Origin of the sequence: Streptomyces collinus (genome assembly GCF_031348265.1) — a bacterium.
In the GTDB taxonomy this organism is placed as follows: Bacteria; Actinomycetota; Actinomycetes; order Streptomycetales; family Streptomycetaceae; genus Streptomyces; species Streptomyces collinus.
Window position 1 is genome coordinate 951,617 of sequence record NZ_CP133771.1, and the last position, 19,319, is coordinate 970,935.

Annotated in this window: 17 protein-coding genes; 8 read left to right on the top strand and 9 right to left on the bottom strand. The window is 71.2% G+C overall.

Annotation, left to right across the window (positions count from 1 at the left end; genetic code table 11):
- Nucleotide 1: 1 nt before the first annotated feature.
- A complete protein-coding gene (locus RFN52_RS04250) occupies nt 2-1,480 on the bottom strand; it encodes a glutamate-cysteine ligase family protein (RefSeq protein WP_184842502.1) in 1,479 nt (492 codons plus the stop codon).
- 140 nt (nt 1,481-1,620) lie between these two features.
- On the opposite strand from RFN52_RS04250, the gene RFN52_RS04255 reads away from it, so the two are divergent.
- From RFN52_RS04255 to RFN52_RS04265, 3 genes are all read left to right on the top strand, one after another.
- A complete protein-coding gene (locus tag RFN52_RS04255) occupies nt 1,621-2,802 on the top strand; it encodes an MFS transporter (RefSeq protein WP_184842505.1) in 1,182 nt (393 codons plus the stop codon).
- Between the two features lie 102 nt (nt 2,803-2,904).
- Nucleotides 2,905-3,783: an SDR family oxidoreductase gene (locus tag RFN52_RS04260; protein ID WP_184842508.1), complete on the top strand. Its 879-nt coding sequence runs from the start codon at nt 2,905-2,907 to the stop codon at nt 3,781-3,783.
- A gap of 64 nt (nt 3,784-3,847) precedes the next feature.
- A complete protein-coding gene (locus RFN52_RS04265; RefSeq protein WP_184842511.1) occupies nt 3,848-4,576 on the top strand; it encodes a maleylpyruvate isomerase family mycothiol-dependent enzyme in 729 nt (242 codons plus the stop codon).
- A gap of 85 nt (nt 4,577-4,661) precedes the next feature.
- Here the strand turns inward: RFN52_RS04265 and RFN52_RS04270 are convergent, their stop codons facing one another.
- The gene (locus tag RFN52_RS04270) at nt 4,662-5,054 is read right to left on the bottom strand and encodes a MarR family winged helix-turn-helix transcriptional regulator (RefSeq protein WP_184842513.1); all 393 of its coding nucleotides are present in this window, start codon (nt 5,052-5,054) and stop codon (nt 4,662-4,664) included.
- Between the two features lie 86 nt (nt 5,055-5,140).
- Here RFN52_RS04270 and RFN52_RS04275 point away from each other — a divergent pair, with 86 nt between their 5' ends.
- A complete protein-coding gene (locus tag RFN52_RS04275; protein ID WP_184842516.1) occupies nt 5,141-6,634 on the top strand; it encodes an MFS transporter in 1,494 nt (497 codons plus the stop codon).
- Between the two features lie 82 nt (nt 6,635-6,716).
- Nucleotides 6,717-7,001 (top strand): DUF6332 family protein, encoded by a 285-nt coding sequence (locus tag RFN52_RS04280; protein WP_184842518.1) that lies wholly within the window; start codon nt 6,717-6,719, stop codon nt 6,999-7,001.
- Here RFN52_RS04280 and RFN52_RS04285 read toward each other — a convergent pair.
- From RFN52_RS04285 to RFN52_RS04295, 3 genes are all read right to left on the bottom strand, one after another.
- The gene (locus RFN52_RS04285; protein WP_184842521.1) at nt 6,962-7,627 is read right to left on the bottom strand and encodes a response regulator; all 666 of its coding nucleotides are present in this window, start codon (nt 7,625-7,627) and stop codon (nt 6,962-6,964) included. The two genes, RFN52_RS04280 and RFN52_RS04285, sit on opposite strands and share 40 nt — an antisense overlap.
- Nucleotides 7,624-8,868, bottom strand: a complete 1,245-nt coding sequence (locus RFN52_RS04290) for a sensor histidine kinase (protein ID WP_184842524.1) — start codon at nt 8,866-8,868, stop codon at nt 7,624-7,626. The genes RFN52_RS04285 and RFN52_RS04290 overlap by 4 nt, the downstream gene beginning before the upstream one ends.
- 105 nt (nt 8,869-8,973) lie before the next feature.
- Nucleotides 8,974-9,666: a TetR/AcrR family transcriptional regulator gene (locus RFN52_RS04295; RefSeq protein ID WP_184842527.1), complete on the bottom strand. Its 693-nt coding sequence runs from the start codon at nt 9,664-9,666 to the stop codon at nt 8,974-8,976.
- A 170-nt stretch (nt 9,667-9,836) separates the two neighbouring features.
- Between RFN52_RS04295 and RFN52_RS04300 the strand changes: the two genes are divergently transcribed.
- Complete coding sequence (locus RFN52_RS04300) at nt 9,837-10,286, top strand: nitroreductase family deazaflavin-dependent oxidoreductase (protein WP_184842530.1); 450 nt, start codon at nt 9,837-9,839, stop codon at nt 10,284-10,286.
- Here RFN52_RS04300 and RFN52_RS04305 read toward each other — a convergent pair.
- Entirely contained in the window at nt 10,270-11,511 is a 1,242-nt protein-coding gene (locus RFN52_RS04305) for a geranylgeranyl reductase family protein (RefSeq protein WP_184842533.1), read from the bottom strand. The two genes, RFN52_RS04300 and RFN52_RS04305, sit on opposite strands and share 17 nt — an antisense overlap.
- A gap of 190 nt (nt 11,512-11,701) precedes the next feature.
- Between RFN52_RS04305 and RFN52_RS04310 the strand changes: the two genes are divergently transcribed.
- Nucleotides 11,702-13,057, top strand: coding sequence for a dipeptidase (locus RFN52_RS04310; protein WP_184842535.1), 1,356 nt, complete (start codon nt 11,702-11,704; stop codon nt 13,055-13,057).
- Between the two features lie 133 nt (nt 13,058-13,190).
- On the opposite strand, the gene RFN52_RS04315 is transcribed toward RFN52_RS04310, so the two are convergent.
- Together RFN52_RS04315 and RFN52_RS04320 are read right to left on the bottom strand one after the other, a co-directional pair.
- Nucleotides 13,191-14,573, bottom strand: coding sequence for an RICIN domain-containing protein (locus tag RFN52_RS04315; protein WP_374050149.1), 1,383 nt, complete (start codon nt 14,571-14,573; stop codon nt 13,191-13,193).
- Nucleotides 14,574-14,604: 31 nt separating this feature from the next.
- On the bottom strand, nt 14,605-16,032 hold the full coding sequence (locus tag RFN52_RS04320; protein WP_184842538.1) for an endo-1,4-beta-xylanase: 1,428 nt from the start codon (nt 16,030-16,032) through the stop codon (nt 14,605-14,607).
- A gap of 603 nt (nt 16,033-16,635) precedes the next feature.
- Between RFN52_RS04320 and RFN52_RS04325 the strand changes: the two genes are divergently transcribed.
- Nucleotides 16,636-18,117, top strand: a complete 1,482-nt coding sequence (locus RFN52_RS04325; protein WP_184842541.1) for a non-reducing end alpha-L-arabinofuranosidase family hydrolase — start codon at nt 16,636-16,638, stop codon at nt 18,115-18,117.
- A 97-nt stretch (nt 18,118-18,214) separates the two neighbouring features.
- On the opposite strand, the gene RFN52_RS04330 is transcribed toward RFN52_RS04325, so the two are convergent.
- Nucleotides 18,215-19,312: an ABC transporter ATP-binding protein gene (locus RFN52_RS04330; RefSeq protein WP_184842544.1), complete on the bottom strand. Its 1,098-nt coding sequence runs from the start codon at nt 19,310-19,312 to the stop codon at nt 18,215-18,217.
- Nucleotides 19,313-19,319: the final 7 nt, after the last annotated feature.

Below are 19,319 nucleotides of genomic sequence, written 5' to 3' on the forward strand. Positions count from 1 at the left end.
GTCAGTCCACGGGCCAGGTGTGCGCGGGCGCGTTCATGTGCATGTAGTCCATGTACGTCCTGGTCATCTGCCGCAGTGCCTCACGGCGGTCGGAGATGCCGGCCTTCTCCAGGTGGTGCACCGTCTCCACCTGCCACAGGGCGCCGTTGCGGCCGGTGACGCAGCGCTGCTCGATGATGCCCAGCAGGGGTTCGCGCCACGCGGCGTCCATGCCGGTCAGTTCCAGTCCCCGGTGGGCCAGGGGCAGCAGACGCCGCAACACCAGTTCCGTGACCGGCACTTCGCCCACGCCGGGCCAGTACAGGCGGGCGTCGATGCCGTCGCGGGCCGCGGTGTGCAGGTTCTCCTCGGCGACCGAGAAGGACATCCGCGTCCACACCGGCCGGTCCTCGTCGACCAGGGCGCGGGTCAGGCCGTAGTAGAAGGCGCCGTTGGCGATGATGTCGGCCACGGTCGGGCCGGCAGGCAGCACCCGGTTCTCGATGCGCAGATGCGGGCCGCTGTCGGTGACCGCGTAGATGGGGCGGTTCCAGCGGTAGATGGTGCCGTTGTGCAGGGTCAGTTCGCCCAGCTGGGGGACGCCGCCGCTGTCCAGCTCCCGCTGCGGGTCCTCGTCCTCGCACAGCGGCAGCAGGGCCGGGAAGTAGCGCACGTTCTCCTCGAAGAGGTCGAAGACGCTGGTGATCCAGCGCTCCCCGAACCACACCCGGGGCCGTACGCCCTGGGCCTTGATCTCCTCGGGGCGGGTGTCGGTGGCCTGCTCGAACAGGGGGATGCGCGTCTCGCGCCACAGTTCCTTGCCGAACAGGAAGGGCGAGTTCGCCGCGAGGGCGATCTGCACGCCCGCGATGGCCTGGGCGGCGTTCCAGTAGTGCGGGAACTCCTTCGGGTCGACCTGGAGATGGAACTGGGTGCTGGTGCAGGCCGCCTCGGGAGTGATCGTGTCGGCGTACGTCGACAGGCGCTCCACACCGTCGACCCTGATCCGCAGGTCCTCGCCCCGGGCCGCGAAGATCTGCTCGTTGAGGAGCCGGTACCGGGGGTCGCCGGAGAGCGCGGCCTCGCTGACGTCCGACTCGCCCAGGGTCGGCAGGATGCCGACCATGATCAGGTGCGCGCCCACCGCCGCGGCGCGGTCCTCGGCGTGGTTGAGGGCGTCCCGGATCGCCTGCTCCCAGGAGCCGGGGCCGCCGGAGGTCAGCTGCCGGGGCGGGATGTTGATCTCCAGGTTGAAGCGGCCCAGCTCGCTCGACCAGGCGGGGTCGGCGATCGCCTGGAGCACGTCGGTGCTGCGCATCGCGGGCAGCCCGGCGTCGTCGACCAGGTTGAGCTCTATCTCAAGACCGACCTGGGGGCGCTCGCTCTCGAACCCCGACTCGTGGAGCATCCGGGCGAGCACTTCGAGGTCGGTGTGCATCTTCTCCCGGTAGCGACGACGGTCCTCACGGGTGAACACCAGGGCCGGCACGTCACGTCCCATGTGCCCTCCTGCGCTCCTGCGGCGGATTCGTCCGCGCCTCAGCGGATGGTCTCGTCCCAGAGTCGCACCTTGTCCTCGACACCGCACCCACCTAGCCTGAGTTTGTGCCGCAAATAAACAAACCCCGAACGCACAAGGACGTGCCGGGCCACAGCGACTCCCTCACCCGGCTCCGGATCGCCCTCACCGTCTTCTTCGCCCTCGACGGCTTCGTCTTCGCCGGCTGGGTCGTGCGCATCCCCGCCGTCAAGGCGCAGACCGGCGCCTCCGCCAGTGCCCTCGGCCTCGCCCTCCTGGGCGTCTCCGCCGGGGCCGTCGTCACCATGACCCTCACGGGGCGCCTGTGCCGCCGCTTCGGGAACCACCGGGTCACCGTCGTCTGCGCCGTCCTGCTCTCCCTGAGCGTCGCCCTGCCCCCGCTGACCCACTCGGTGCTCGCGCTGGGCCTGGTCCTGCTGCTCTTCGGAGCCGCGTACGGCGGGATCAACGTCGCCTTCAACAGCGCGGCCGTCGAGCTCGTGGCCGCGCTGCGGCGGCCGGTCATGCCGAGCTTCCACGCGGCGTTCAGCCTGGGCGGCATGGTCGGAGCGGGGCTGGGCGGGCTGGTCGCGGGGGTCCTCTCCCCCACGCGGCACCTGCTGCTGCTCACCCTCGTCGGCCTGGTCGTGACCGCAGTGGCGGGCCCCACGCTCCTGCGGCACGAGCCGCCGGCGCCTCCGGAGCGGGACCTGCCCGCCGAAGGCGCCCCGCGCCGTCCGGACCGCCGCACCCGGGGGCTGGTGATCGTGTTCGGCGTGATCGCGGGGTGCACCGCGTACGGCGAGGGGGCGCTGGCCGACTGGGGCGCCCTGCACCTCGAACAGGATCTGAACGCCTCGGCGGGGGCCGCGGCCGCGGGCTACTCCTGTTTCGCGCTCGCCATGACGGTGGGGCGCCTGACCGGCACGACGCTGCTGGAGCGCCTGGGGCGGACCCGGACCGTCGTCGCCGGCGGCACCATCGCGGCGGCCGGAATGCTGCTCGGCTCCCTCGCCCCCTCCCTCTGGGCGGCCCTCCTCGGATACGCGATCACGGGCATCGGCCTCGCGAACCTCTTCCCCGTGGCCGTCGAACGCGCGGGCGCACTCGCCGGCCCCGGCGGCGTCGCCACGGCCTCGACGCTCGGCTACGGGGGCATGCTCCTCGGCCCGCCCGCGATCGGCTTCATGGCGGACTGGTTCACCCTGCCCGCCGCGCTGACCAGCGTGGCGGTGCTGGCGGCGGTGGCGGCGGCCGTCGGCGCGCTGGTGGGGGCGGCTGCCCGGCGCACGGCCGGGGGCTGAGGAGGAGACACGCTGCCAGGGGGGATGCCGGTGATGCTGGGTACCCGTGGCCACGCCCGTGGTGATCACCGGGCCGTACGACGTGTACAAGGAGGCAGACCCGTGACCGAACAGCAGCACCCCGTCGAGCAGCACCCGACCCCGGAGTTTCCCTCCCAGGACCAGCCGCACCCGGGCTGGACCGGCCCGATGGACCCGCCCCCGGACCACGGCGAGGAGTCGTACCGGGGCAACGGCAGGCTGGAGGGCCGCAAGGCCGTGATCACCGGCGGGGACTCCGGCATCGGCCGCGCGGTCGCCCTCGCGTTCGCCCGTGAGGGAGCCGACGTGCTCTTCACCCATCTGGATGACGAGAAGGACGACGCCGCCGAGACCGCCCGGCTCGTCGAGGGGGCCGGCCGCCGTGCGGTGCCCGTCTCGTGCGACGTGCGGGAGGAGGAGAACTGCCGGGCGCTGATCGAGCGGGCCGTGGAGGAGTTCGGCCGGATCGACGTCCTCGTGAACAACGCCGCGTACCAGATGTCCCAGCCCGACGGCATCGAGGCGATCACCACCGAGCAGTTCGACCGGGTACTGCGCACCAACCTGTACGGGATGTTCTGGCTGTGCAAGCTGGCCCTGCCGCACATCCCGGAGGGCGGCAGCATCATCAACTCCACGTCGGTGCAGGCGTACAAGCCCAGTCCGCATCTGCTGGACTACGCGACGACGAAGGGCGCGATCGTCACCTTCACGCAGGGGCTGGCGCAGATGCTGATCGAGAAGGGCATCCGCGTCAACGCGGTGGCGCCGGGCCCGGTGTGGACGCCGCTGATCCCGGCGACCCTCCCGGACACCCGGACGTTCGGCGAGCAGGCCCCCATCGGACGGCCCGCCCAGCCGGCCGAGATGGCTCCGGCGTACGTCTTCCTCGCCTCCCAGGAGGCGTCGTACATCACCGCCGAGATCGTCAACGCGACGGGCGGGACGCCGCTGCCGTAGCCCCCGGGGCGGCCGCCGGAAATCACCGGGCTTCGAGAGCGCTTCATGCGGCAGACTCGGCGCCATGGAGACCGCCGAGTTCCTTCAGGCACTGCAGACGGAAGGCAGGCTGCTGGCCGCGGCCGCCGAGGAGGCCGGGACCGACGCCAAGGTGCCGACGTGCCCCGGATGGCAGGTGCGCGACCTGTTGCGGCACACGGGCGCCGTGCACCGCTGGGCCGCCGCGTTCGTCGCGGAGCAGCTCACCGAGGGCCGTCCGCTGGTCGAACCCACCGACCTGGACGGCGCGGAGCTCGTGGCCTGGTACCGCGACAGCCACCGGCACCTCGTGAGCGCACTGGCCGGCGCCTCGCCCGACGTGGAGTGCTTCACCTTCCTGCCCGCGCCGTCACCGCTGGCCTTCTGGGCCCGCCGGCAGGCGCATGAGACGGCCGTGCACCGGGTCGACGCCGAGTCCGCGCGCGGGGGCAGCCCGACCGGCGTCACCCCCGAGTTCGCCACCGACGGCATCGACGAACTGCTGCGCGGCTTCCACGCCCGCTCCAGGAGCCGGGTACGCACCCCCGAGCCGCGTGTTCTGCGGGTCCGCGCGGAGGACACCGGCGCGGTGTGGACGGTACGGCTGTCAACGGAGCCGCCCGTGACGACGCGGGACGCCTCCGGCGAGGCCGAGTGCGAACTGTCCGGTCCGGCCGAGGAGTTGTACCTGGCGCTGTGGAACCGGGCTCCGCTGCCGAACGCCACGGGCGACCAGGCGCTCGCCGCGCTGTGGCGGGAGGCGTCGGCGATCTGAGCAGCCGCCGACGCGGGTCCACCGGTACATCGGTGCCGACCCCGACACCGAGATGACATGGACGGCGTACCTGCGCGGCAGGCGATCAGCCGTCGGTGAGCATCCGCGCCAGCACCGCGCGCTGCACGGGAAGCACCTCGCCGTGCAGCGCGCGCCCCTTCGCCGTGAGGCAGACCTTCACGCCACGCCGGTCCTCGGAGCACATGCCGCGCTCGACGAGGCCCTCCTTCTCCAGCCGGGCGATCAGCCGCGACAACGCGCTCTGGCTGAGGTGGACCCGCTCGGAGATCTCCTGGACGCGGTAGGAGGGCGTGCCCTTCGGCGTGCGGCACCCGGCGAGGACGTCGAGCACCTCGAAGTCGCTGGCGCACAAACCGTGGCCGTGCAGCGCACGGTCGAGTTCGCACTGGGTCCGCGCGTGCAGCGCCAGAATGTCCCGCCACTGTTCCGCGAGCGCCTGCTCGGCCTGCTGAGCCATGCGCCGCACCGTAACAGAGAACCGAGATTGTTGCACCTGAATTAAATGCATTTGCATCTCATGCATGCGCATGTAGTGTCCCGGGTATGACCTCTCCGCTCATCTCCCCCACGTCCGACGGGCGTTGGACGCCACGGCTCTGGGGCACCCTGCTCGTGCTCTGCGCCGCGATGTTCCTGGACGCCCTGGACGTGTCCATGGTCGGCGTCGCCCTGCCGTCCATCGGCGCCGACCTCGGCCTGTCGACCTCGGCGCTGCAATGGATCGTCAGCGGCTACATCCTGGGCTACGGCGGACTGCTGCTCCTCGGCGGCCGTGCCGCCGACCTGCTGGGCCGGCGCCAGGTCTTCCTCGTGGCCCTCGGCGTCTTCGCACTCGCCTCGCTGCTCGGCGGTCTCGTCGACTCCGGGCCGCTGCTCATCGCCAGCCGCTTCATCAAGGGCCTGAGCGCGGCCTTCACCGCCCCCGCCGGCCTGTCGATCATCACCACGACGTTTCCCGAAGGCCCCCTGCGCAACCGCGCCCTGGCCATCTACACCACCTGCGGCGCCACCGGCTACTCGATGGGCCTGGTCTTCTCCGGCCTGCTCACGGAGGCCAGCTGGCGGCTCACCATGCTCCTGCCCGCCCCCGTCGCGCTGATCGCCCTGTTCGTGGGCATGAAGCTGCTGCCGCGCACCGAGCGCGAGCGCGGCAAGGGCGGCTACGACGTCCCCGGCGCCGTCCTCGGCACCGCCTCGATGCTACTGCTCGTCTTCACCGTCGTCGAGGCGCCCGAGGTGGGCTGGGGCTCGGCCCGCACCGTCCTGTCCTTCGCCGCGGTGGCCGTCCTCCTGGCGGCCTTCGTCGCCGTCGAGCGGCGCAGCCCCAGCCCGCTGATCCGGCTCGGCGTGCTGCGCTCGGGGCCGCAAGTGCGAGCCCAGCTGGGCGCGTTGACGTTCGTCGGCAGCTACATCGGCTTCCAGTTCCTGGTCACCTTGTACATGCAGCAGCTGCTCGGCTGGTCCGCGCTGCACACGGCCCTGGCCTTCCTGCCGGCGGGCGCGCTGGTGGCACTGTCCGCGACGAAGGTCGGAGCCGTCATCGACCGCTTCGGCACCGCCCGGCTGATGGTGCTGGGCTTCGCGCTGATGGTCACCGGGTACGTGCTGTTCCTGCGCATCGACCTCGACCCGGTCTACGCGGCGGTGATCCTTCCGACGATGCTGCTGGTCGGCTCGGGCTTCGCGCTGACCTTCCCGTCCCTCAACGTCCAGGCCACCAACGGCGTGGACGAGCACGAGCAAGGCATGGTCTCCGGGCTGCTCAACACCTCGGTCCAGGTCGGCGGCGCGATCTTCCTCGCCGTGGTGACGGCGGTGGTCACCGCGAACTCCCCCGAGGGCGGCAACCCCTCGCCGCAGGCCGTCCTGGACAGTTACCGGCCCGGCCTGGTGGTCGTGACGCTCGTCGCCCTCGCGGGCCTGCTGATCACCCTCACGGGCCTGCGCCCCCGCCGGGACCGGCCGTCCTCCGGGCCGTCCGTCGTGGTCGCCAAGTCCACCCCGAAGGAGGCGGAGCGCGTCGCCGTCCGCGACTAGCGCATAACCCGGGGGACCGCCTCCGACCGTGCGCCCGGCGGGCTGCCTTGCCCGCCGGGCGCACCCCTGTTTCACTCGCCGTATGACCAGTAACGGGGGACGGCGCACACAGGCCGAACGGGACGCGATCACCGTCGAGATCGGGTACGCGCTGTGCAGCGCGGCCTTCGCGGCGGCGGTGGTGTTCGGGGCCGTGGCGGGGCCCGCGCTGCTCTTCGACCTGCCGGAGACGCCGGAGCGCCTGCTGCCCCTCGCCGGTCTGGTGCTCGCGCCGGTGCTCTTCGCCGTCCGGGTCGTCAGTGTGCTGGTCCGGTTCCGCAAGGCCGGTCAGCCCAGCCAGCCCGGCCGCACCAGCCCCGACTCGTAGGCGAGAACGACCAGTTGGGCCCGGTCGCGGGCACCGAGCTTCACCATCGTGCGGCTGACGTGGGTCTTCGCGGTGAGCGGGCTGACGACCAGGCGGCGGGCGATCTCCTCGTTGGACAGGCCGATGCCGACCAGCGCCATCACCTCCCGCTCCCGCTCGGTGAGCCGGGCCAGGGCGCCGGCCGCCGCCGGCTCCTTGGAGCGGGAGGCGAACTCGGAGATCAGCCGCCGTGTGACACCCGGCGACAGCAGCGCGTCGCCCGCGACCACCGCCCGTACGGCGCGCAGGAGTTCCTCCGGCTCGGTGTCCTTGACCAGGAAGCCGGAGGCGCCGGAGCGGATCGCCTCGAAGACGTACTCGTCGAGCTCGAAGGTGGTGAGCATGACGACCCTGACGTCCTTCAGACCGGCGTCACCGGTCACCTGCCGGGTCGCGGCGAGGCCGTCGAGGGCGGGCATGCGGATGTCCATCAGGACCACGTCGGGCCGCAGTTCGCGGATGCGGCGCACGGCCTCCGCGCCGTCGGCGGCCTCCGCGGCCACCTCGATGTCGGGCTGCGCGTCGAGCAGCGCCCGGAACCCCGCCCGTACCAGTGACTGGTCGTCGGCGAGCAGTACGCGGATCACCGGTCCTCCTGCATCGGTCGGTGAGATGTGCCGGCGGAAGACGGGAGCGGCAGCACGGCGAGCACCCGGAACCCGCCGTCCGGGCGGGGGCCCGCCTCGATGGTGCCCCCCAGGGCGGCGGCCCGCTCCCGCATGCCGGCGAGCCCGTTACCACTGCCGCCCGCATCGTCCCCGGTCGCGGGCCCGTCGTCGTCCACGCGCAGCCGCAGCACCCGCGCGTCGTGCGCCAGGTGCACGCGCGCGTGCCGCGAACCCGAGTGGCGTACGACGTTGGTCAGGGCCTCCTGGACGATCCGGAAGGCGGCGAGGTCCGTGCCGGGGGCGAGGCGCGGCGGCTTCCCCTCGACGTCGACCGTGAGGCCCGCGCCCGCGGCCTGCTCCACCAGTTCGGGCAGCCGGTCGAGCCCGGGCGCGGGGGTGCGCGGCGCGTCACCGGGGGCGCGCAGCGTGTCGAGCACCTGGCGCACCTCGCCGAGTGCCTCCTTGCTCTGGTCCTTGATGGTGGTGAGGGCCGTGCGGGCCTGTTCGGGGTCGGTGTCGAGGAGCGCGAGGCCGACCCCGGCCTGCACGTTGATGACGGAGATGCTGTGTGCGAGGACGTCGTGCAGCTCCCGCGCGATCCGTAGCCGCTCCTCGTCGGCCCGCCGCCGCGCGGCCTCGGCACGCTCGGCCCGTTCGCGGACCCACTGCTCGCGCCGGACGCGGAACAGCTCCGACACCGCCGCGATGGCCACCAGCCAGGTGGCGACGACGATCTCCTCGCCCCAGGAGACGGCTGAGTCGCCGGACGGCGGCAGCCACCGGAAGAGCCAGTGCGCCACCAGGACGTGCCCGGCCCAGAGCATGCCCATCGCGGCCCAGGCCGCCCGGCGGTGCCCGGCGACGACGGCACTGAAGCAGGCCAGGGCGACGGTGAAGAGCACCGGCCCGTAGGGATACCCGGCCCCCAGATAGACCATGACGGCGGCCGCCGTGCCGAACACCACCGCCACCGGATACCGCTTGCGCCACAGCAGCAGCCCGGCGGCCACCAGCAGCAGCACCCGTGCGAAGAGATCCAGTTCCGCCCGCTCGCCCTGCTGCCCGTGGGCGGCGAAGCCCGAGCCGACCAGGACGAACACGGTCACGAGGACCGTGGAGCGCCAGGGCCATCGCGTCGCGGGGCGCTCCCACCGGTCCCACGGCGGGGGCCCGTGCCGCCACCCCTGCGGCGGGCCGCTCCGCGCGCGCTGCTCGTCCATACCGGCCACGCTAGACGCCACGCCGCCGCAGCCGCGTCACCCCGGCGTGGTGATCGCGCGTACTCCCCGGGAAGTACGCGCGATCAACGGCAAGCCCCCGGCGGGCTACCGGGGCCCGGGAACCAGCCCCACCCCTCGGGCGAGTTGTCCCACCGCGTGCCGGAAGAACGTCTCCCGGTCCTCCACGACCCGGTTGAACTGGCCGAACAGCTCGAAGCCGACCAGTCCGTACAGCTGGGCCCAGGCGGCGACGAGGGCCGTGACGACCTCTGGGGGGAGGTCGGGAGCGAGGTCGGCGGCCATGCGCTCGGCCTCCGGCCGGAGGTCGTCCGCCAGCGCGGGCCGGTCGGGAGCCGCTCCCCGGTGGGCGTCGCGGGCGATGCCGATGAGCAGCAGGCCGACGCGGGCGGCGGCCGGGACGGTGGTGTCGGGGGCCGTGTAGCCGGGGACCGGTGATCCGTAGATCAGCGCGTACTCGTGGGGATGGTCCAGCGCCCAGCCGCGCACCGCCTGGCAGACCGAGATCCAGCGCTCGAAGGGCGGGGCCGCCGCCTCGTGGGCCGCCTCGGCGCTCTCCCCGAGGGAGTCGTAGGCGTCGATGATGAGCGCGGTCAGCAGGTCGTCACGGCTGGGGAAGTAGCGGTACAGCGCGGAGGAGACCATGCCGAGCTCACGGGCCACGGCCCGCAGGGAGAGCCGGGCGGCGCCCTCCGCCGCGAGCTGTCTGCGGGCCTCGTCCTTGATGGCCGCGGTGACTTCGATCCTGGCCCGGGCACGGGCGCCCTGTGCGGTGCTCATGCCGGGCAGTCTCCCATGAGAACGGAGCAGTGCACACAGAACGGAGCGCTGAACAAAATCGAGAGCAGTGCTCTTGCACGGACGGGGTGAGCCCGTGCACACTGGCATCAGAGAGCGAGAGCAGTGCTCACAGAAGAGAGCACCGCTTCGCCGCCACCCGAGGGGGCCCCATGTCCACGCACGTCCAGAAGCCCGGCTGGTTCACCGTCAACGTCTTCAACCGCATCGTGGCCTGGATGACCCGCCGCGGTATCAGCGTCTGGGGCTCCCGCGTCCTCGCCGTCCGCGGCCGCAAGAGCGGCCAGTGGCGCACCACCCCGGTGAACCTGCTGACCCTGGACGGCAAGCAGTACCTGGTCGCGCCCCGCGGCCATGTGCAGTGGACGCACAACATGCGCGCCGCGGGCGGCGGCGAACTGCACCTCGGCAAGCGCGTGGACGCCTTCACCGCGGCCGAGGTGGGCGACGACGACAAGACCCCGGTCCTGCGCGCCTACCTCAAGCGCTGGAAGGCGGAGGTCGGGGTCTTCTTCAACGGAGTCGGCCCCGACTCCCCCGACGCCGAACTGCGCCGCATCGCCCCCGACCACCCGGTCTTCGAGATCACTCCGACGAACTGACCTCGCCGCCCGCGGCGGGACGGCGGTCCAGCGCGGCCAGGGCACGCTGGGCCACCGGATACGTGCGGACGATCTCGCCCAGCGACGTCGAGCCCTGCGTGATCCCCTTGAACGCCCTCCACGCCGGGCGCAAGCCCGTCAGCGCCCCGTGGAACAGGCCGGGACGCCGCTCGAACACCGTCAGCAGCCGCTTGCCGACACTCATCTCCACCCCGAGCCCGGCCTTGACGGCGAACGCGTAGTTGAGAGCCTGCCGACGCGTGTCCACAGCGTCGTGCGCCTCGGCGATCCGCACCGCCCACTCCCCCGCGAGCCGGCCGGAGCGCAGCGCGAAGGAGATGCCCTCACGGGTCCACGGCTCCAGCAGCCCCGCGGCGTCACCGCACACCAGCACCCGCCCGCGCGAGAGCGGCGAGTCGTCGGCCCGGCAGCGGGTCAGGTGCCCCGAGGAGATGCTCGGTTCGAAGCCGGCGAGGCCGAGCCGCCCGATGAACTCCTCCAAATACCGCTTGGTCGCCGCGCCTTCACCACGGGCCGAGATCACCCCGACCGTCAGGGTGTCGCCCTTGGGGAAGACCCAGCCGTAACTGCCGGGCATGGGGCCCCAGTCGATGAGCACCCGGCCCTTCCAGTCCTCGGCGACGGTCTCCGGCACCGGGATCTCCGCCTCCAGGCCGAGATCCACCTGGGCGAGCTTGACCCCGACATGCGCCCCTATGCGACTGGCACTGCCGTCCGCCCCGACGACGGCCCGCGCGAGCACGACCTCGCCGCCCTGCAGGACCACGGCGACCGTGCGCCGGTCCGGCACCGTCGAGCCGTGCTGCTCGACCCGCTGGACCGTGACGCCCGTCCGCAGCTCGGCACCCGCCTTCTGCGCGTGCTCGACCAACTGCTGGTCGAACTCGGGCCGGTTGATCAGCCCGAACAGCATCTGCTTCGAGCGGCGCGTGCGCGTGAACCGGCCGTTGTTGGAGAACGTCACCGCGTACACCCGGTCCCTGAGCGGCAGCTCGAAGCCGGGCGGCAGGGCGTCGCGCGAGGGGCCGATGATGCCGCCGCCGCACGTCTTGTACCGCGGCAGTTCGGCCTTCTCCAGCAACAGCACGCGTCTGCCGGCCACCGCCGCCGCATAGGCGGCCGAAGCGCCCGCGGGTCCCGCGCCCACCACGACGACGTCCCACACCTGCCGCACGTCGTCCGCCGAAGAGTTCTCGCTGCTCACGATGGTCTACTGCTCCCGATCAAGCCGCCTGCCGCTGTCTCCCGCATCCTACGGCGGCGGTCACCGCAGGCCGCTGTGGGAGGATCGGCGACGTGGGTGTCCCTTACACCGGGCCACGCCCACATCACACGATCGCCGCGTACCGAGACGTACGCATCCGTACAACGTCGCACCCACGAGGAGCGTGCCCATGTCGTCGAATCCGGTCGCCGAGACCGTCGCCTCGCTGATGCCCAGGGCGAAGGAGGAGCTCACCGAACTGGTGGCCTTCCGGTCGGTGGCGGACTTCGACCAGTTCCCGAAGAGCGAGAGCGAGGGCGCGGCACGCTGGGTCGCGGACGCGCTCACCGCCGAGGGCTTCCAGGACGTGGCCCTGCTCGACACCCCCGACGGCACGCAGTCGGTCTACGGCTACCTGCCCGGACCGGCCGGCGCGAAGACCGTCCTGCTCTACGCCCACTACGACGTGCAGCCGCCGCTGGACGAGGCCGCCTGGACGACGCCGCCGTTCGAGCTGACCGAGCGGGACGGACGCTGGTACGGGCGCGGGGCCGCCGACTGCAAGGGCGGTCTGATCATGCACCTGCTGGCGCTGCGCGCGCTGAAGGCGAACGGCGGGATCCCCGTCGGCGTCAAGGTGATCGCCGAGGGCTCCGAGGAGATGGGCACGGGCGGTCTGGAGCGGTATGCCGAGGCCCACCCCGAGCTGCTCGCGGCGGACACGATCGTCATCGGCGACGCGGGCAACTTCCGCGCCGGTCTGCCGACCGTGACCTCCACCCTGCGCGGTATGACCCTCGTCCGGGTGCGGATCGACACGCTCGCGGGCAACCTCCACTCGGGCCAGTTCGGCGGCGCCGCGCCCGACGCGCTCGCCGCGCTGATCCGCGTCCTGGACTCGCTGCGCGCCGAGGACGGTTCGACGACCGTCGAGGGGCTCTCCGGGGGTGCTGCCTGGGAAGGGCTGGAGTACGGAGAGGAGCAGTTCCGGCAGGACGCCAAGGTGCTCGACGGTGTGGAGCTGATCGGGTCCGGTACGGTCGCCGACCGGATCTGGGCGCGCCCGGCCGTCACGGTCATCGGCATCGACTGCCCGCCGGTCGTCGGGGCGACCCCGTCCGTGCAGGCGAGTGCCCGGGCCCTGGTCAGTCTGCGGGTGCCGCCGGGGGTGGACGCGGGCGAGGCGACCAAGCTGCTCCAGGCGCATCTGGAGACACACACGCCGTGGGGTGCGCGGGTGAGCACCGAGCAGATCGGTGAGGGCCAGGCGTTCCGCGCCGACACCGGCAGCCCGGCGTACCAGGCCATGGCGGCGGCGATGGCGATCGCCTACCCGGGCCAGGAGATGCAGTACGCGGGGCAGGGCGGCTCCATCCCGCTGTGCAACACGCTGGCCGCCCTCTACCCGCGCGCGGAGATCCTGCTCATCGGGCTGAGCGAGCCGGAGGCGCAGATCCACGCGGTGAACGAGAGCGTGTCACCCGACGAGCTGGAGCGGCTGTCGGTGGCGGAGGCGCTGTTCCTGCGGAACTACGCGGCGAGCTGACCGCCTCGCCCGCGACGGAAGGCCCTCGCCCCCGCCGGACCGGTGATCGACTGGCTGTGGCCGGGAGGCCGGCGAGGCAGACGTCGACGGGGTGGAGCCAGGGTCGTCCTGGCTCCACCCCATGGTGCGCATGTCACTGGAACTGTGCGAAGAACCTCCAGATCTCTGCTTTGGTCCAGGTGGTGACGCCGCTCTCGCCGCCGGAGCCGTCGACCGGGCCGGGTATGTGGCCTCCGTCGAACGCGGCCCACTGGACCGGGTATCCGGCACGGCAGCCCGAGTAGGCGGTGGTGATGTGCGTTCGGCTGCCCTGCGCGGGCTCGCGCGGGCTCTGGGGGTTGCAGCCGTTATTGTTGACGAACCGGTCGCGCAGGGACCGCCCTTGCCCGATGGTGAGGACGTTGTCACTGATGCCGTGGATTCCGAAGTAGGCGATGGGCTGGCCGCCACCGCTGCACCCGCTGATCTGAGCGCCGGAGATGACCGCGACGGCCCTGAAGACGTTCGCCCGGCTGCAGGCGAGTGCGTAGCTCATACCGCCGCCCCAGCTGAATCCCGTGGCGAAGCGCTGTGCCGGGTTGACGCAGAGGCCGCCCTCGATGCGCCGGATCATGTCGTCGACGAAGATGATGTCCTCACCGCCCGAATTGGCCCAGCCGTTGCCGAGGCCCTGGGGGGCGACGAGGATCGCACTGTTGTTCGACTGTTCCTGTTGGCCGTAGTAGGACCAGGCGTTGCCGCTCGAGCCGCCCGAGGCGACGTCGCCGGCGGTTCCGCCCCGCCAGTGGAACGCGAAGATCAGCCGGTAGGCCCGGCTGCTGTCGTAGTTGGCGGGGACCCTGAGGATGAAGCTGCGGCTCTTGCCGCCGCTCTGGATCGTGTGCGTACCGCTCGCCAGGGTCGGGGCGCTGCCGCATCCGCCGCCGCCACCTCCCCCGCCGCCGGACGACAGCTTGACCATCTGCCACTGCTGGTTGGCGCCGCCCCAGTCGCTGTACTGGACGACGTTGCCGCCGTCGGCGGTGGAGGCGCCCTGCACCTCCACCGCCTTGCCGCTGGTGCGGTTGATCAGCCGGACGTGGCCCGCTTCGGAGTCGGCCAGGCGGAACTGCTGGTTGGCCCCGTTGTGGTCGGCCCACTGCTGGATGGCGGCGCCGTCCGAGGTCGAGGAACCGGCCACGTCGAGAACCTTGCCCGAGTGCCGGGCCTTGAGACGGTAGAAGCCGCCGCCGGAGTCCACGAACTGCCACTGCTGGTTGGCTCCGTCGCTGCGCGTCCACTGGTTGATCCGCGCGCCGTCGGCGGTGGACGTGCCGGAGACGTCCAGCGCCTTGCCGCTGTTGCGGTTGACCAGGACGTACCAGGCGTTGGTGTCCACCGTCGCCGCCTCGGCGGGCGCCGGATTCACCGCGGCGAGCATGCCGATCGCAAGGGTCGCCGCCACCACGGCGGCGACCCGGGACCACCAGCGATGCCTGCGTGGAGGGGCGGGCGAAGCCGCACCGTGGGTCTTCATCGATTCTCCCTCTCATCCGTGACAGGTCCCATCAGGCGCGGGTCCAGCGCTGGTTGCCGCCGTTCGAGCAGGAGTAGAGCTGGATCAGGGTGCCGTTGGCGGTGCCGCTCGCGACGGCGTCGAGGCAGAGACCGGACTGGACGCCGACGATGGATCCGTCGGAGTTGAGGCGCCATTTCTGGTTGTCGCCGCCCCAGCAGCCGTAGATCTGGACTTTGGCGCCGTTGCCGGTGCCGGCCGCGTCCAGGCACTTGTTGCCGTAGACCCTGAGCTCGCCGGCGGCGGTGTACGTCCACTGCTGGTTGGTGCCGTTGTGGCAGTCCCACAGGTGGAGCTGGGTGCCGTCGGTGGTACTGGTGCCCGGCACGTCCAGGCAGCGGCCGGAACCGGCGCCCTTGATCGGTCCGCCCTCCGCAGGGGGTGTGGTCGAGCCGCCGTTGAGTGCGTTGAGGACGGCGGTGTAGGCGGGCTTCTTGCTGCCGTTGCCGTTGAACAGCAGCGGCGTGTCCCCCGGTCGCCAGGAGTCGGTGTCGCGCACTCCCCAGACGGTGATGCCGAGGCAGCGCGGGACGGCCAGGCAGTCGTTGGTCACGTTGGCGTAGGTCGTGGCCGAGGCGCCCTGGATGTCGAGTTCGGTGATGGCCACGTCGACGCCGAGGGCGGCGAAGTTCTGCAGGGTGGTGCGGAAGTTGCTGTTGTAGGGGCTGCCGCTGTTGAAGTGCGACTGGAAGCCGACGCAGTCGATCGGCACGCCGCGCTGCTTGAAGTCCCGGACCATGGCGTACATGGCCTGGGTCTTGGCCCAGGTCCAGTTCTCGACGTTGTAGTCGTTGTAGCAGAGCTTGGCGGCCGGGTCGGCGGCGCGTGCGGTGCGGAAGGCGACCTCGATCCAGTCGTTGCCGGTGCGCTGCAGGTTGGAGTCGCGCCGGGCTCCCGAACTGCCGTCGGCGAAGGCCTCGTTCACCACGTCCCACTGGGCGATCTTGCCTTTGTAGTGGGCCATCACGCCCCTGATGTGGTCGTTCATCGCCTGGCGCAGCGAGCTGCCGCTGAGGCTCTGCATCCAGCCGGGCTGCTGGGAGTGCCAGGCCAGGGTGTGGCCGCGCACCTGCTTGCCGTTCTGCACCGCCCAGTTGTAGACGCGGTCGGCGGCGGTGAAGTTGAACTGGCCCCGCTGCGGTTCGGTGGCGTCGATCTTCATCTCGTTCTCGGCGGTCACCGAGTTGAACTCACGGCCCGCGATCGTCGTGTACGCCGAGTCGCCCAGTCTGCCCGAGGCGATGGCGGTGCCGAAGTAGCGGCCGCTCTGCGCCGCCGCGGCGCCGAGCGTGTTCTCGGCGGCGTGTGCGGTCGGCGGCGCGACCAGTGCGGCGACCGCACCGAGGACGCCTGCCAGCACCAACAGCAGGCTGCGGATCTTCCGGCGAACGGCCGGTCCGGGAAGGGCATGCGAGCCCATGACTGTGCCTCCAAAGTAGAAATGACGGAAGGACTGAAGCGCACGGCGATGCGTCGTCCGTTCCCACTCGGCAGACGGACGGGGTGGGCCGAAACCGGGCAGCACGGAATCACCGGGCAGCGCGGTCATGGGGCGCGGCGCGTGACGGGTGGCGCAGGTGCTTTGGGTGCGCTCTGTCGTGCGGCTGTGCGTGGATCTGCCGTGCAACACAGATTGCTCAAGCGGGGGGTAGTTCGATATCTCGAACTACGACCGGCGCTCAGACACGGATGATTGAGGGATTGACGATGCATCGTCAATACTCTCCGCACAAGAAGTTTCGGATCCTCGCCCGAAACTTTCCGGCACCCGGCGAGCCGGACGGGCCGCCGCATCCCCCCACTCCAGGGATTCCCGCCGACGCGACAGCTGGAGGAGACGGAGAGCGAGGCACTGTTTGTGGCCAGATCGGCGACAGGCCTTGACCAGCAGGCCCTGCATTCCTAGCTTGTGGCCTCGAACCTTCCGGGAATTCCTCGAAATGTTTCGAGCTTTCCCTGCCTCCTGGCCGTCCGCTCTGCGGTTTCACCGGGCTCACCCCCGCCCCCGAAGGAGTGCCCTCTGATGTGGTTTCGCCAGACGTCCCCCGTCCGTCCAAGACGCCTACTCGCCGTCCTCGCGCCTTTGCTGCTCGTGGCCACCTTCCTCGGCGCCCAGCCCGCCCGCGCGGCGACCGTAGACCCCAACGCCTCGTATGTGCTGGTCAACCGCAACAGCGGCAAGGCCCTGGACGTCTACAACATGGCGACCGACGACGGCGCCCGCATCACCCAGTGGACCAGGAACGATCAGAACCAGCAGCAGTGGCAGTTCGTCGATTCCGGGGGCGGCTACTACCGCATCAAGTCCCGCCACTCGGGCAAGGTGCTGGACGTCCACAACTGGTCCACCGCGAACGGCGGCTCGATCGTCCAGTGGACCGACCTGAACGCCACCAACCAGCAGTGGCGGCTGGCCGACAGCTCGGACGGCTACGTGAGGTTCATCTCGCGCCACAGCAACAAGGCCCTCGAAGTGCAGGGCGCCTCCACCGCCGACAACGGCAACATCGTCCAGTACGACGACTGGGGCGGCACCAACCAGCAGTGGCAGCTCGTCAAGGTCGGCGGCGACAACCCCCCTGGCTCGTGCAATCTCCCGTCGACCTACCGCTGGACGTCCACGGGCGCGCTGGCGCAGCCCAAGGCCGGGTGGGCCTCGCTCAAGGACTTCACCGTCGCCCCCTACAACGGCAGGCATCTCGTCTATGCGACGACGCACGGCGCCGCGGGAACGGGAGCGGGCTGGGGTTCGATGAACTTCGGCCTGTTCACCAACTGGCCGGAGATGGCCTCGGCCGGCCAGAACGCGATGTCGGCTTCCACCGTCGCGCCCACGCTCTTCTACTTCGCGCCGAAGAACATCTGGGTGCTCGCCTACCAGTGGGGCGGTGGAAGCGCGTTCTCCTACCGCACGTCGAGCGATCCCACCAACCCCAACGGCTGGTCGGCACAGAAGGTGCTCTTCTCCGGAAGCATCACCGGCTCCGGCACCGGCCCCATCGACCAGACGCTCATCGCTGACGGCCAGAACATGTACCTGTTCTTCGCCGGTGACAACGGCAAGATCTACCGGGCCGTGATGCCGATCGGGAACTTCCCGGGCAGTTTCGGCTCGACCTACACAACGATCATGAGCGATACGGCGGACAACCTGTTCGAAGCCCCGCAGGTCTACAAGCTGCAGGGCCAGAACCGCTACCTCATGATCGTCGAGGCGAGGGGCGCGCAGGGCCGCTACTTCCGCTCGTTCACGGCCACCAGTCTGAACGGCTCATGGACACCCCAGGCCGCGACCGAGACCAACCCCTTCGCCGGCAAGGCCAACAGCGGCGCCACCTGGACCAACGACATCAGCCATGGCGAACTGATCCGCACCAGCGCCGACCAGACCTTCACCGTCGATCCCTGCAACCTGCAGTTCCTCTACCAGGGACGCAACCCCAACTCCGGCGGCGAGTACGGCCACTGGCCCTACCGTCCGGGTCTGCTGACCCTGCGGCGCTGACGGCGTGACACGAGTCCTGCTCCGATGAGGAGCCGGCGTGGCGGGCTCGGCGAAAGGCCGGGCCCGCCACGCCGTACGGCGACGGAGCGCGAGGCGTCTAACCGAGGGCCGGGTCCAGGACGATGTCCACCTCACGGGCGGTGACGGACGGCTCCTCGGGAAAGTGGCAGGCGGTCAGATGACCGGCCGGACTGCCCTCGACGCGCACCAGTTGCGGCTCCTCGAGGGCGCACTTGTCCTGTGCCTTCCAGCAGCGGGTGCGGAAGCGGCAGCCGGAGGGCGGGTCGATCGGGGACGGCACGTCCCCGGCCAGCCGGATGCGTTCGCGCCGCTCCACGGCGTCCGGGTCGGCCTCGGGTACGGCGGACAGCAGCGCGTGCGTGTAGGGGTGCCGTGGCCGGGTGTAGAGCGACTCCCGCTCGGCGACCTCCACGATCTTGCCGAGGTACATCACGGCGACCCGCTCGGAGAAGTGCCGTACCACGGCCAGGTCGTGGGCGATGAAGACGAAGGCGATGCCGAACTCCCGCTGGAGGTCCTGGAGCAGGTTGACGACCTGCGCCTGGATGGAGACGTCCAGCGCCGACACCGGCTCGTCGGCCACGATCAGCTTCGGCCGCAGGGCGAGGGCGCGGGCGATGCCGATGCGCTGGCGCTGGCCGCCGGAGAACTCGTTCGGATAGCGGTTGTAGTGCTCGGGGTTGAGACCCACCGTCTCCAGGAGCTCCTGGGCGCGCTTCTTGTGCCCCTGGGGCGGGTTGATGCCGTTGAGCCGCATCGGCGTCTCGATGATGGTGCCGACGGTGTGCCGGGGGTTCAGCGACGAGTACGGGTCCTGGAAGATCATCTGAAGGTTGCGCCGGGCCTCCTGCATCTGCCCGGGCGACCGGTGCGTGATGTCCTCGCCGTCGAACACGACGGAACCGCCGGTGGGTTCGAGCAGCCGGGTGATCAGCCGGCCCGTGGTCGACTTGCCGCAGCCGGACTCGCCGACCAGGCCCAGCGACTCACCGGGACCGACCGAGAAGTCGATGCCGTCGACGGCCCGGACGGCCCCGATCTGCCGCTGGAAGATGATGCCCTGCCGGATGGGGAAGTGCTTCTGCAGGCCGCGCACCTCCAGCAGGTTCTCGCCGGTGTTCTCGGCGGCGGGGCGGTCGGTGCTCTGCCCGGTGCGGGGCTCGGTGGTGCTCACGGCATGT

Excerpts from the sequence above, each read along its gene's own strand:
- RFN52_RS04250 (WP_184842502.1), bottom strand. The coding sequence starts at position 1,480 with ATGGGACGTGACGTGCCGGCCCTGGTGTTCACCCGTGAGGACCGTCGT.
- RFN52_RS04265 (WP_184842511.1), top strand. The coding sequence starts at position 3,848 with ATGGAGACCGCCGAGTTCCTTCAGGCACTGCAGACGGAAGGCAGGCTG.
- RFN52_RS04270 (WP_184842513.1), bottom strand. The coding sequence starts at position 5,054 with ATGGCTCAGCAGGCCGAGCAGGCGCTCGCGGAACAGTGGCGGGACATT.
- RFN52_RS04275 (WP_184842516.1), top strand. The coding sequence starts at position 5,141 with ATGACCTCTCCGCTCATCTCCCCCACGTCCGACGGGCGTTGGACGCCA.
- RFN52_RS04280 (WP_184842518.1), top strand. The coding sequence starts at position 6,717 with ATGACCAGTAACGGGGGACGGCGCACACAGGCCGAACGGGACGCGATC.
- RFN52_RS04290 (WP_184842524.1), bottom strand. The coding sequence starts at position 8,868 with ATGGACGAGCAGCGCGCGCGGAGCGGCCCGCCGCAGGGGTGGCGGCAC.
- RFN52_RS04295 (WP_184842527.1), bottom strand. The coding sequence starts at position 9,666 with ATGAGCACCGCACAGGGCGCCCGTGCCCGGGCCAGGATCGAAGTCACC.
- RFN52_RS04300 (WP_184842530.1), top strand. The coding sequence starts at position 9,837 with ATGTCCACGCACGTCCAGAAGCCCGGCTGGTTCACCGTCAACGTCTTC.
- RFN52_RS04310 (WP_184842535.1), top strand. The coding sequence starts at position 11,702 with ATGTCGTCGAATCCGGTCGCCGAGACCGTCGCCTCGCTGATGCCCAGG.
- RFN52_RS04315 (WP_374050149.1), bottom strand. The coding sequence starts at position 14,573 with ATGAAGACCCACGGTGCGGCTTCGCCCGCCCCTCCACGCAGGCATCGC.
- RFN52_RS04320 (WP_184842538.1), bottom strand. The coding sequence starts at position 16,032 with ATGGGCTCGCATGCCCTTCCCGGACCGGCCGTTCGCCGGAAGATCCGC.
- RFN52_RS04325 (WP_184842541.1), top strand. The coding sequence starts at position 16,636 with ATGTGGTTTCGCCAGACGTCCCCCGTCCGTCCAAGACGCCTACTCGCC.